This is a genomic window from Flavivirga aquimarina (genome assembly GCF_030540835.1).
Classification (GTDB): Bacteria; Bacteroidota; Bacteroidia; order Flavobacteriales; family Flavobacteriaceae; genus Flavivirga; species Flavivirga aquimarina.
In genome coordinates this window covers 47,335-60,488 of sequence record NZ_JAUOEK010000140.1, presented here as the reverse complement: position 1 = coordinate 60,488, position 13,154 = coordinate 47,335, and the positions used below count along the sequence as shown (strand labels likewise).

Sequence of the window (13,154 nt, the reverse complement as noted above, 5' to 3'; positions counted from 1 at the left end):
TAAATAGAATAACTTTTTAACTTACTCTTATTTAAGTAATAGCTGCAAACTGGCACCAACAGGGTTTATTCAATGTTATACTCTCTTTTTAATTCTAACCAAATTGCTGATAATTCAAGATTTAGCTTTTCATACAATTTTGAATCAAGCAAAATTGCTCCATATGTCAATGTTGTTTCATAGTCTAACACATTTAATATTATTTCTGGTCTTTTATGTTTAGAATCTTCATGAGATTTTAAATCATTAAACAGTCTCCTATAGTTCTCAAACACTCTATTAATCCTATATACAAATAAAGTATGTTTAATTGATTGTTGTAATAGTAAAATAGGTAAAGTCAACTGAATAAGTAAAGTGAACGCATTATTAAATCCAAATATTGCGGAAACAAGAATTAATAAGGCAAAGATTAAATTTTTTAACCAAATTTTTAATGTCATTCGTTTCCCGATATTATACGTAAATAATGAATTTTCAAAACCATTTACTGCCATCTTGTAAATACCTGTTGCTATATTTCCATTAGTGTAATAATCAACTGACCTACTTTCTGCTATACTTGTATTAAATGAATTGTCTATAAAATCTTCTCGTCTTTGAATACTTGCTTGATAAAAAAACGTTTCACTTAAAAAACTTAGAACTGCATAAGAAATAATAAAGAAACAGTTGATGTTTGTTAATACATCGCTAAAATTAGTCAGTGAACTATTAAAAGTTTTGAGGGCAAAAGCAGTTATTAGAATTCCAGTAGAAATCAATAGGATTGTACTAGCATATTTGCTCATAGATTTTGCTTGCTCAAAAGAGCCTTTGTAAGGTGTATACCCTGTCATAGTTATTCATATTTAGGAAAACTGTCTCCAAATATTGTTCTCCATTTATTAATTGCTTTTTCCTGATTTTCTTCAGTCATTTCAGCTTCATAAGCTTCACATGCTTTATCATATGTGTTTTCTGCTTTTTCTGAGATTTTGACCCTATCTGCATAAGACAAATAGTTTAAATCAGATTGAAACCCTTTCGGGTCATTAACACTTTTGTAGATGGCTGTTTTTAAATGATTCCAAAAATACTTGATGTTATAGTCAATATAGCCCGCAATTTCATCCTTTGAGTCAAAATAGTTTAAAACTATATTTTCTAACAGATAAGAAGGTACTATCGGCATTTTTGCATAATCATTCCAATATTTGATAGTTCTTATTAGTTGTAGAATTTTACCATCATGTTTTTGATTAATTGAGGTAGCTCTATTTTGGTCAATTCTGGGGTCGGTTGCTTTCCACTCTCCATTACCATCAGGAATTAAATAGTAACCTGTATCTGTGTAAAAAGCAGGGACAATATCAAAATTCCATTCATAGGAATTTAATTGAAGGGTTGCAGCTTCTTGTCTACGGTGGGTTTCAGCTGATTTATAATGTTCTATTTGGTCAAGAGATGACACAATTTTATTGACAACTTTTATCGAATTAATAGTACTGTCATCGTTACATAACTTTCTTAAATCTGTTGCTGACTTAGGAGCTATTAAAGAGTAGTTCTGTCCGTATGTATGAGTCCGGTATGTTGAACCAGTTGCTTTAAATGTTAGAATTAAGTCAATATCATCTAATGGGCGTATTTTGGTTTTGCGAGCAAATGAACCAAATTTAATAGACATACCTTCATAGAGTGCAGGAAAGTTATCTACTTTATTTGGCAAACCTTTTAATTGATTAATTAACCAGTCTCTACTCTTAATTGCCTTTTTTGTTCTATCTGGGTCTAGGTTTACTGATTCTTTATTAAATTCTGTAAATGCTCCATTTACTGTTTTTGTCATATTTTTTATTTGTTAGATTCTGCTTTTCAATAAGCAGTTGCATGGTTTAGTACTTAACTTAGCAAGTATATACCAAACTGAAAATCCACGAGGGTTTTCAGAAGTAGGAGAGAACAAGCAATTACTTATAGCATGGTTGTGCAGCATAATTTATTTTAGTTCAAATGTTCCAATTTTAACACCTGATTTTTCCATATTTTTTAAACCATCGGTGTAACGCTCTTTTAACCAGTGATTTCCTAATACTCTTGGATGTTTTTTAAGAAGTTTTTCTCCCATTCCAGCTAATAAATAGTCATTAAATCTCCAAATTTGTCCCTGTCTAGCTCCCCAGACAGCATTATCGACAACTACTTTATCAATATATGGTTTTATACAGTTATCAATTTCAGATAGATTTTTGAATCCCATTTTAATCAGATATTCTGTTTCAGAATTATACGAATAATTACTGATTCTACCATCAGAGCCTAATGTCTTATCTAAATATGCTTTAAATGAGTCAGGTGTAATTTGTACTTCATCAAGTTTTCCTTCTTTTACTGATTTTCTATCAGAAGTTTTTAGTTTTTTATCTTCATCCTGTATTGACTGGAATTCTCTATCTGCGATTTCTAAAACACCTGCAAGAGCTATAAACCTTCTTTTTATATTGGAAGGAATAGTTATTGTAGACTTATATTTAATATCGTGTTCAATTTCAGCCCAAGCATGTTGTAAAATTGTTCGTACCTGAATTTCTGAAACCATATTGTCAAAAGTTTGATATTCAGGTAAATTCAGACGATTCTCTTTAAGTTTCACCAAATAATGTACACTTTGGTAGCCCAATTTTTCTTCTTTTTCTAATATTTCACTTTTGTCACTAACTTCTATAACTTCAAATTGACTCTCTATAACTTTTCCAATTTCCTTGATGGTTTTTGGAAAAAATGCAATAATTCTAACTCCGGATAAATCGGTTATCTCTTTTATCGGAACAGAATATTTAGGTTTGTTTGGATTAGTTTCGCTTGGTTTTGAGGCTTTATTACCAAAACTTTCAATTTCTTTGGCTCTGGCTTCTATAGAATGATAATTGATTCTCTTTTCTTTGAGAGTTTTAGTCAAAATCTCTTTTAATGTATATGCAAATAATTCATAAGTAGGTCTCAATTTTGAATAACTACTTATAGCATCGCTCTTATGTTTTTTATAATCGTATTCCATTCCTTCTTATGTTGTTCAACATAGATATATAGTTATCAGTAACTATATATCTTCTATATGTGTTATAAGATAAAATTCCATTTTAATACTGAAAATAAGTTTAGTATAAGTCAATTTTATAGACTGCTACTTGCCTATCGACAGACAGAAACGAAAACGGTTAGTGATTTTTAAAGCAAAAAAGTATATTAAACTTGCTAATCTTTGTGATAAACGATTCCGTTATATTTAATACAATAATAAGGCAAAAACGGGTGGATAGAATATGGGAAACCTCATTGATATTGATTTTTAAATACCATTTACAAACAAGCAACAACAGACACTTAGTTTCCTATCCCTGCCTTATATCGTTCTAAAGCCCTTACTCTGGCAAAACGATGCTCAATTATGGGTAGGGGGTAGTCCGTCGATCCGAATTCGGGTATCCATTTCTTTATATAAGTTAGATCGGGATCAAACTTTTTCTGTTGTTCTATTGGATTGAAAATTCTAAAATAAGGTGCAGCATCACATCCTGTACCTGCTACCCATTGCCAATTTCCGTTATTTGATGACAATTCGTAATCGAGTAATTTTTTTGCGAAATATGCTTCACCCCATCTCCAGTCAATTAAAAGGTGCTTACATAAAAAACTAGCAGTTACCATTCTTACCCTGTTATGCATATAGCCTGTTTCGTTTAGTTCTCTCATACCTGCATCAACAAGTGGATACCCTGTTTTACCATGGCACCAAAGTTCGAAATCGGTTTTATTATTTAACCACTGGATGCCGTTGTATTTAGAACGAAAATTTTGGTGTACTACTTTTGGAAAATGAAACAAAATTTGCATGAAAAATTCTCGCCAAATCAATTCACTTAAAAATACGTCGTCTTTATTCTGAATTTTAGCTATAATTTGTCGTATGCTAATGGTACCAAAGCGAAGATGTGGACTTAAATAGCTTGTAGCATCCAGATAAGGAAAATTTCGGGTTTTGGCATAATTACCAATCACGTTTAGGTTATATGGTTTCACAATGATTTTGGAGCTTTTCAGTCTCAAATCCTGTAAGCTTGGAAAGGGGTGATTTCCTTTTAAAAAATTATCGAAGTTTACCTTAGGCAACATGTTTTTTGGTTTATAAAATTGGAGCCATTTATTTTTATAAGGTGTAAAGACGGTATAAGGAGTGCGATCATTCTTTAAAATTTCTGACTCTTCATGAATAACCTGATCTTTAAAGCTTATAAGGCTTATACCATTTTCAGATAATAAGTCTTTTATTTTTTGATCCCTTTTTATGGCATAAGGTTCATAATCCTTATTTACATATACCTGTTCTATTGCATAAGTTTCGATAAGGTTTTTGAAAACGTCTTCGGGTTTTCCTTTAAAGATAGCAATCGAAGTATTGTGCTCTTTTAACTGTTGATTCAACTTCTTAAGCGATTCATATATAAAGTTTACGCGGGGATCATCATCTGGTAGTTCGTTTAGAATATTTTCGTCGAAAATAAAAAGAGGTAATACTTTATTGTTACCATTCATGGCTGCATACAATGCCGTATGGTCTTCTAGTCTTAAGTCTCTTCTAAACCAGATTAGATTAATCTTCATGAATCAATAATAAGATAAAATTTAAATAACCAAACTATTTTACGTTGTTAATTTTCTAAGCATCCCTTTAAAAATTAGACCATGAAGCGGTAATACGGCATACCAATAAAGCCTTCCTGATATTCCTAAAGGCCTGAACGTAGCTGTTTGTATCAGTTCATTGTTTATTATATTAAACTCAAGCCAGGCTTCACCGGGTAGTTTCATTTCTGCATATAGTAATAACCGTCCTTCATTTTTATTGGCATATAAAACCCTCCAAAAATCTAAGGCGTCTCCTGCTTTTAATGAATTGTTATTGGTTCGACCTCTTCTAAGACCAACTCCTCCAACTAATTTATCTACAAAACCTCTTATTCTCCATAGCCAATTACAATAATACCAGCCCGATTCTCCACCAATGCTCCATATTTTTTCAATGCAAGTTTCTCTGTTTTTGAAATTTTTTGTTCTTTGATCTTTAAAGCAACCAAAGGTAGGTACCTGAATATTATCCGATATATTTTTATTGTTTCCACTGCTAGCATAAGCATCTTTCCAACTCGAAACGATTTCGTTTGTCTCTATTTTTTTAAAGGCATTGTTAATAGCTTCTTGATAGGTAATTGGAGTTATGTCTAAAATTTGATTGATTGTGTTATTCCTGCAAATAACTTCAACTTTCATACTATTAACAAGGGCTACTGCAAGTTTGTATGAGGTAGAAGTTACAAAGTAAAGCCAATAAGAAGATAGGCGAGGAGTCATTACAGGAACCGTGTAAATTTTTCGCTTTAAACCTCTTACCTTACTAAACTTTAGGAGCATTTCTTTATAAGAGAGTATGTCTGGCCCACCAATGTCAAAATTTTCATTATAGGTTTTCTTGTTTAAGATGCTTTTAGATAAGAAGGAAATAACATCTGTAATAGCTATTGGTTGGCATCTGGTATTTAACCATTTTGGGGTAACCATAATAGGAAGTTTTTCAACCAGATCTCTTAAAATCTCGAAAGAGGCACTGCCAGATCCAATTATAATTCCTGCTCTTAATGTGGTACAGTTGTATTGTCCTTTGCTAAGTTCAAATTCTACAGTTTTTCGTGATGCGAGATGATTGGATAATTCAGATTCATTTACAATGCCGCTTAAATAAATAACATGTTTAACATTGGTTTTATTCAATGCCTTTCTAAAATTAATGGCACATTTCTTCTCAAGTTTCTGGTATTTAGTTGATGAAGACATGGAATGTACCAAATAAAAGGCACCGTCTATGTCATGCGGAATATTATTTAAAGATTGGTAATCTAAAAGATCATTTTCAATAACCTGAACTTTACCTTGAAAAGAATCGGGCACCTTAAACCGATCTGAATCTCGCACACAGCAAACAAGTTCGTATCCTTCCTTAACTAAAACCGGTAAAAGTCTTCTGCCAATATAGCCTGTTGCTCCTGTTAGTAAAATTTTCATTTTAATTAAGTACGATATAAAGATTAAATTCTGTTTTTATTACAGAAATAAGTTCAGCACAAAAACTTTATAGGTTTCTCAACTAAATTAGATAATTTTTCTTACAAATTATGATTAAGACAAAAAAAACACTTCGTTAGAAGTGCTTTTTATTGGTAATTTTTCTTTTCAACTGTCTATAGCACCCATAACACGCTTCATAAAACTATTTAAAGCATCTTTTTGCGGTTTGCCTTCCTTTATCATTTTGTTCACTTCAATGGCCCCATACATATTAGAAATAAGTTCACCAATAACATCTAGTTCTTCATCTTTAAGGGAAGAAACTTCAGTTAAGGCTTCTAATGTTTCAATTGTTTCAACGATATAATCTTCATCGTTGTCTTCAATAAATTGAGTGAGGTGTTTAATTACTGGTAACTTCATTAACTAGATCTTTTAGTACATCAAACTTATTCGTTTGAACTTGATTCACAAAATTACCATCTTTAAAAGTTGCAAACGTTGGTAAATTATCTACAGTTGCCAATTGTCTGGATTCTGGAAACTTTTCTGCATCTGCGATAACAAAAGTTACATGTTCTAACTCTGAAGCTAATTTTTTAACTTTAGGTTTCATTATACGGCAGTTACCACACCATGATGCAGAGTATTGTACTACCACAGTCTTGTTATTGGCAATCAATTCACCTAAATTATCCTGACTTAATTCTTGTACCATAATATTTTTTGAATTTTAAGTAAATCAAGTACCAAATTCCAAAAGAAAAGGCTTGGAATTTGGTATTTTATTTATTGGAACTTTTTATATTAATTCACATGAGCAGATAAATACTCAGCAGTTGCATTTCTGTTGGCACCCATAGCTTCTTTGCCTTCTTCCCAGTTAGCAGGACAAACTTCACCTTTTTCTTGTACATGTGTTAAGGCATCTATGATACGTAAAAACTCATTGACATTTCTTCCTATAGGCATGTTGTTTACCCCTTCGTGTTGTACAATACCATTTTCATCTATTACGTAAGTTGCTCTGTAGGTTACGTTGTCACCTTCTACAATTACAACACCAGTTTCGTTATCGTATTCTTCATTTGTGATATCTAAAATACCTAGAGTAGATGCTAAATTTCTGTTAGAATCTGCTAAAAGCGGATATGTAACACCTTCTATACCACCATTGTCTTTTGCTGTATTTAACCATGCAAAATGGACTTCGGGAGTATCACAAGATGCTCCTATAACTATAGTATTGCGTTTTTCAAATTCTGCTAATGCAGCTTGAAATGCATGTAATTCTGTTGGACAAACAAAAGTGAAATCTTTAGGATACCAAAATAATAATACTTTTTTGTTGTTGTTTTTTGCTTCTTCAAGAACGTTTACTTTGAAAGTATCTCCCATTTCGTTCATTGCATCCACATTTAAATCTGGAAATTGTTTTCCTACTAAAGCCATTTGTATTTAAATTTTATAATTAATAATCTCTATTTAAGAGTGCAAAAATAAGTTATAACTAGAGAAAATGAAATAAAGATAAAATTTTAAATAACTATTGAATTATAGTATTTGTTTATGGTGTCTGAAAATGAGATTGTTATGATTTTATTTTGTTGCCAATTGTTTTATTTTAATTGAAAAAGCAGCGAATAATAATGTAACAAACGGGCTAAGAATACTAAAGAATACATATGGGATATATGCTGTAGCTCCGGCATAGCCAAATAAAACTTTTGAATGGTAAGCACCACAAGTATTCCAGGGAATTAAAACGGAGGTTACGGTACCTGAATCCTCAAGTGTTCTACTTAAATTTTCGGGAGCTAAACCTTTGTCTTTGTAGGCCTGTTTAAACATTTTTCCAGGAACTACGATAGCTAAATATTGATCGGATGCGGTAAGGTTTAAAGCCAAACAGCTAGCTACAGTACTTGCAAACAGGCCAAATGTAGTAGTAGCTAGGTTTAATAAAGATTTGGTGATTCTGGATAATGCTCCAATGGCATCCATAACGCCTCCAAAAACCATGGCGCAAACTATAAGCCAAATGGTACCCAACATACCTTTCATACCACCAGCTGTAAATAAATCGTTTAATTCTGGGCTTGAAGTTTCAACGGCAGTATCTACAGTTAAAGCATTCATAATACCTTGATAAGCGGATTGAAATGTTAATGATTCTGCTCCAGCAATTTTTATTACGATATCCGGTTGCGCTATCAGTGCAGCTACCCCTCCAAGTAAAGCACCTGTTAACAAAGCGATTAAAGGAGGCGTTTTCTTTACTATCATAATAATAACTAAAACAGGAACAATAAATAACCATGGACTTATGTTAAAAGCACTTTTAATTGCAGATAGTTTATCATCTATTTGTGGTGTACCGGTTATATCGAGATTTAATCCTATTATTATAAAAATGATAAGTGTGATTACTATGGTTGGTACTGTTGTTAATGACATGTATTTAATATGGCTAAATAATTCACCACCAGCCATAGCAGGTGCAAGATTGGTAGTATCGCTAAGTGGGGACAATTTATCTCCAAAATAGGCACCAGATAAAACGGCTCCAGCTGTCATTCCAATAGATATGCCTAATGTTTCGCCAATGCCCACAAGGGCAATACCAACAGTGGCAGAAGTCGTCCAGGAACTTCCGGTAGCTATCGAAATAATAGAACATATAACGACACAAGCAGCTAAAAATATGGTTGGGTTTAATATTTGTAAACCATAATAAATCATGGTTGGAATAATACCGCTAATTAACCAGGTTCCTGCCAATGATCCTACCATGAGTAATATAAGTAAAGCGCCAGTGGTAGATTTTATGTTTTCTGCTACTTCTTCAAGCATTCTTTTATAAGACACTTTATTTTTAAAACCAACAATTGCTGCAACGGCAGCTCCCAATAATAACACAAATTGATTACTGCCGCTTAAAGCATCGTCGCCATAAACATATATGTTATATGCCAACATACCAACTAAAGCTATCACAGGAATAAGTGCTTCCCAAATGTTAAGTTCTTTATTTTCTATTATTTTTTGATCTTCTATTTTAATTTCGGAGATATTATTTTCGTCTTGCATTTAGAAAGTTTTAGTCATGTAATGTTACGATAATCCTTATTTTTTAGCAAATTACTGAGCTTCGATTTTATAATACCTAAATATTAAGTAGATAAATGCTTGATTTAATTTCAATAAAAACAGATTGAGCTGAATTTGTAAGTAACTGATTACTGATTTCTATGAACTGCAAAAAATAGATACATAATTACCCATAAAATGGTATAAATGCGTGGCCTTTAAATATTTATTTCATTTAACTTAGTTTAATAATTTGTACAAGTATTTTTTAAATGATTATTTTTTAATAAATACAGTTTTTGCCTTTAATTTCAATAAATGATAAGAATTAAAAAAAATACAATTGACTTTATTCTTCTAGTTTATACATTATTAATGTCGCATACTCAATATTCCAGTTTGAATATAATAAATTAAACCCAATGACTATGGAGCACACTGTTATATCAATTAAAAACACATCTCGTAAAATTACAGATGTTACACTAAAACTAGAAAAGTATAATCGGTATTTATCTAGAAATTTAAAAACACTGGAATATATTAGTATGTTAGAAATGAATTATGGAAAAGAACATAAAATGGCTCATTTTGGTGAGCTTTCAAAATTCAAAAATAATATTCAAAAACATGTAATAAAGACTGTAAAAAAAATAAATTATTATAAGTCTATGCAAAATAAATTAAAACCCTATGGAATATAATAACGTGTTTTTAACTTTTTATAATTGGCAACTAATAACTCTTTTATACCTACATTTATTTTTAATTACTACATAACGACGGTATCCGACTAAAAGAAATTTTAGTTATGTAATATTAAAATAATTCCTTTTTAGTAAATTGCTGAACTTCGATTTTTAATGGATAAGTTAAAAAATGTGTGACTTTTCTTCAAAAGGTGTGTCTTATAACCAGTACATTGTAAATTTTTATTCATAATAAAAGGATGTTATTTATAATTTGGGTTTTACTATAATCCTATTGTTTTTAACACCACTATTTTACAATTAAAACCTTCTCCTCTTAAGTTAGTTGCCATTTAACTTATTAGTAAAACTCTCACCAAGGCTTAAGTTTAATTAATTAGAGTTCATAGCAATGAAGAACACAGTTGTACCAACTAAAAGGATCTCTCTCAATAAAAAAGATGTTAGGATAAAACTTGAAAATTATAATCGGCAATTATCTAGAAATTTAAAAACTCTAGAATATATTTATATGTTAGAAATTAATTACGAGAAAAAATGTGAAACGAAACGTTTTAAAGAACTTTTAAAATTCAAAAATAATATTCAAAAGCATATTATAAAGATTGCCCAAAAAATAAATTATTATAAGTCATTGTAAAATAAATTAAGCAATGATATATTTATGTAATCCAAAATGTCTTTTTATATAGCATTTTACCTTTTTATTTCTCCGTAGCTAATACTATGCATTTCAAAAAAGTCTTTATTTGATAATAAAATGACTATTTTTCACTTCAATCAAAAAAGTTTAAACCACTTCGAATGTGTATTCTGGTTTAAATTGTATTTTTATCAGCATACATGGATTCATTAACTCAAATTGTTTTAGGAGCAGCTTGTGGAGAAGCTGTCTTAGGTAAGAAAATAGGAAATAAAGCTTTGTTATTTGGAGCTATAGGTGGCACAATTCCCGATTTAGATGTTTATATGGGAAGTTTGTTATATCATAATGAAATTGATGCCATGCTATTTCATAGAGGGTTTATGCATTCTATTTTGTTTTCGGTTTTAGCAGCATTTCTTTTCGGATGGCTTTTTTATAAATTATACAATTCGGGTAAACGATTGCATACTACGACTAAAAATGATTGGATTAAACTATTCTTTTGGTCGTTATTTACCCATCCCATTTTAGATTGCTTTACACCATATGGCACCCAATTATTTGCGCCATTTAGCAATTACCGTGTCGCTTTTAACAACATTGCAGTAGTTGACCCCATTTATACATTGCCGTTTCTTATCTGTATGATTGTTTTAATGTTTTTTAATAGGAAATCGAATCGGAGAAAGCTTTGGCTAAAGTTGGGGTTAGGAATAAGTTCTGTTTATATGCTGTTCACATTTGGGAATAAATTATATATGGATTCATTGTTCAAAAAATCGTTAAAAACAAAAGAGATAGATTTTAATAGGTATTACACACAACCAACCATTTTCAATAATATATTGTGGTATGGCATAGCTGAAACGGAGGTTTCATATTATGTGGCATATTATTCGTTGTTAGATAAAAAAAATCAATTTATAGATTTTAAAGAATTACCTAAAGAAAGGGCACTTACAGCTGAAAAGTTTGAACGAATAAAAAAATTAGCTTGGTTTAGTAATCACTTTTATAGTATTTATAAACTTGATGATAATGAATATGAATACAACGATCTGCGTTATCCAATAATTAGCGGTGAGGATTCTAAATCTTCAGTTTTTAGGTTCTTGCTTTATAAGGAAAATAATCAGCTAAACATGAAACCCTTTGGACGTAATGAAGATAATATTTCTGATGCCATTCAAGCATTGTGGGAACGTCTTAAAGGAAAATAAGCGACCTCGAGGAGATATTAAATTTCAAAAAAGGAAAAACGAGAAAGCCCTTTGATTATTAGACTCTTAAAAATTACTAAACTCTTTTTCAATTAAACTAAACGAAATGATTTGCTTAAATTTTTGAAAATTTGTTGTCTCTTTTTGAATCTAAAATATTAAGTGTTTCCATACATGAACGCATCATTTGGTAAGTGCGTTCAATATCTGCATCCAACCCTATGGAAAACCTAATTAGACCATCACTGAGTCCCATTTCTTTTTGTTCTTCTTCTGGAATTTCAGAGGAGGTAGAACTGCCCGGAGCGCTAAAAAGTGTTTTATAAAACCCTAGGCTTACAGCCAAATACCCTAAGTTTTCACCTTGCATCATTTCCATAAGTTCATTGGCTTTATCTAAAGATTCTACATCGATAGTTAGCATACCTCCATAGCCGTATTTTTCATTCATCATACTTTTAAATAGCTTATGCGATGGATGAGATTCTAATCCGGGATAAACGGTTTTTAAACCGTCAGCCTCAAATTTTTTGGCTAAATACATGGCATTATAGCTATGCTGTTGCATTCTAATATGCAATGTTCTTAAATTCTTTAAAACAGATGCTGCTCTTAAACTATCCATTGTAGCACCTAATAGCATAGAGGCTCCATCGTTTACATTGCGTAAATCATTTATAAGTTCTTGAGTACCACAGATAACACCTCCAACGGTATCGCTGGAACCGTTAATGAATTTTGTTAAGCTATGAATAACAACATCGGCTCCTAATATTACTGGAGATATTGATAATGGCGAAAAGGTATTATCTACAACAAGTTTTAGGTTATGCCTTTTTGCTATATCTGCTAACCCTTTAATATCTGCTACTTCTAAAAGCGGGTTGCTTACAGATTCACAATACAACACTTTCGTGTTTTTTGTAATAGCATGTTCGACCATATCCAGATTTGTAATATCTACAAAAGAGGTATCAATATTAAATCGGGGTATGAAATTTTTTAAAAACGCGTACGTACCTCCATAAATAGTTCTACTGGAAATAATATGATCTCCTGTGCCACATAATTGCAGTAATACAGGAGTTATAGCTCCCATTCCCGAAGCAGAAACATTAGCAGTCTCTGTACCTTCCATAGCTGCTAGAGCTTCACCTAAATATAAATTTGAAGGGGAGGAGTGTCTCGAATACAAATAACAACCATCTGCATTGCCTTCAAAAGTGTCGAACATGGTTTTTGCAGACAAAAAAGTATAGGTTGAAGCATCAGAAATAGAAGGGTTTACACCTCCAAATTCACCAAAATATTGTAAGTCTTGTATATTGTTTGCAGGTTTAAAAGCCATTATGTTTAAAGTTTTATTTGTATTACAAAATTCATTAT

The 13,154-nt window shown here is 31.3% G+C and carries 12 protein-coding genes; 2 read left to right on the top strand and 10 right to left on the bottom strand.

Translation table 11 applies throughout. The features are described from left to right. Positions 1 to 65: 65 nt before the first annotated feature. From Q4Q35_RS14540 to nhaC, 9 genes are all read right to left on the bottom strand, one after another. Positions 66 to 839, bottom strand: a complete 774-nt coding sequence (locus tag Q4Q35_RS14540) for a hypothetical protein (protein WP_303278722.1) — start codon at positions 837 to 839, stop codon at positions 66 to 68. A gap of 2 nt (positions 840 to 841) precedes the next feature. After that, positions 842 to 1,831: an SMODS domain-containing nucleotidyltransferase gene (locus Q4Q35_RS14535; RefSeq protein WP_303278721.1), complete on the bottom strand. Its 990-nt coding sequence runs from the start codon at positions 1,829 to 1,831 to the stop codon at positions 842 to 844. 150 nt (positions 1,832 to 1,981) lie between these two features. Then, positions 1,982 to 3,040, bottom strand: a complete 1,059-nt coding sequence (locus tag Q4Q35_RS14530) for a GTP pyrophosphokinase (protein WP_303278720.1) — start codon at positions 3,038 to 3,040, stop codon at positions 1,982 to 1,984. Positions 3,041 to 3,366: 326 nt separating this feature from the next. Continuing rightward, positions 3,367 to 4,644 (bottom strand): cryptochrome/photolyase family protein, encoded by a 1,278-nt coding sequence (locus Q4Q35_RS14525; RefSeq protein WP_303278719.1) that lies wholly within the window; start codon positions 4,642 to 4,644, stop codon positions 3,367 to 3,369. Positions 4,645 to 4,683: 39 nt separating this feature from the next. Further along, a complete protein-coding gene (locus Q4Q35_RS14520; protein WP_303278718.1) occupies positions 4,684 to 6,099 on the bottom strand; it encodes an SDR family oxidoreductase in 1,416 nt (471 codons plus the stop codon). Between the two features lie 168 nt (positions 6,100 to 6,267). Next, positions 6,268 to 6,525, bottom strand: a complete 258-nt coding sequence (locus Q4Q35_RS14515) for a DUF6952 family protein (protein ID WP_303278717.1) — start codon at positions 6,523 to 6,525, stop codon at positions 6,268 to 6,270. After that, a complete protein-coding gene (locus Q4Q35_RS14510) occupies positions 6,506 to 6,820 on the bottom strand; it encodes a thioredoxin family protein (RefSeq protein ID WP_303278716.1) in 315 nt (104 codons plus the stop codon). The genes Q4Q35_RS14515 and Q4Q35_RS14510 overlap by 20 nt, the downstream gene beginning before the upstream one ends. An 89-nt stretch (positions 6,821 to 6,909) precedes the next feature. Then, positions 6,910 to 7,554 carry a peroxiredoxin gene (locus tag Q4Q35_RS14505; protein ID WP_303278715.1) on the bottom strand — a complete coding sequence of 215 codons (645 nt, stop codon included), beginning with the start codon at positions 7,552 to 7,554 and terminating at the stop codon, positions 6,910 to 6,912. A gap of 147 nt (positions 7,555 to 7,701) precedes the next feature. Next, positions 7,702 to 9,192 carry a Na+/H+ antiporter NhaC gene (gene nhaC / locus Q4Q35_RS14500; RefSeq protein ID WP_303278714.1) on the bottom strand — a complete coding sequence of 497 codons (1,491 nt, stop codon included), beginning with the start codon at positions 9,190 to 9,192 and terminating at the stop codon, positions 7,702 to 7,704. A 428-nt stretch (positions 9,193 to 9,620) separates the two neighbouring features. Here nhaC and Q4Q35_RS14495 point away from each other — a divergent pair, with 428 nt between their 5' ends. Further along, positions 9,621 to 9,896, top strand: coding sequence for a hypothetical protein (locus Q4Q35_RS14495; protein WP_303278713.1), 276 nt, complete (start codon positions 9,621 to 9,623; stop codon positions 9,894 to 9,896). A gap of 849 nt (positions 9,897 to 10,745) precedes the next feature. Further along, positions 10,746 to 11,768, top strand: coding sequence for a metal-dependent hydrolase (locus Q4Q35_RS14490; RefSeq protein WP_303278712.1), 1,023 nt, complete (start codon positions 10,746 to 10,748; stop codon positions 11,766 to 11,768). 115 nt (positions 11,769 to 11,883) lie between these two features. On the opposite strand, the gene Q4Q35_RS14485 is transcribed toward Q4Q35_RS14490, so the two are convergent. Then, positions 11,884 to 13,116 carry an aminotransferase class I/II-fold pyridoxal phosphate-dependent enzyme gene (locus tag Q4Q35_RS14485; RefSeq protein WP_303278711.1) on the bottom strand — a complete coding sequence of 411 codons (1,233 nt, stop codon included), beginning with the start codon at positions 13,114 to 13,116 and terminating at the stop codon, positions 11,884 to 11,886. Between the last annotated feature and the right edge of the window lie 38 nt (positions 13,117 to 13,154).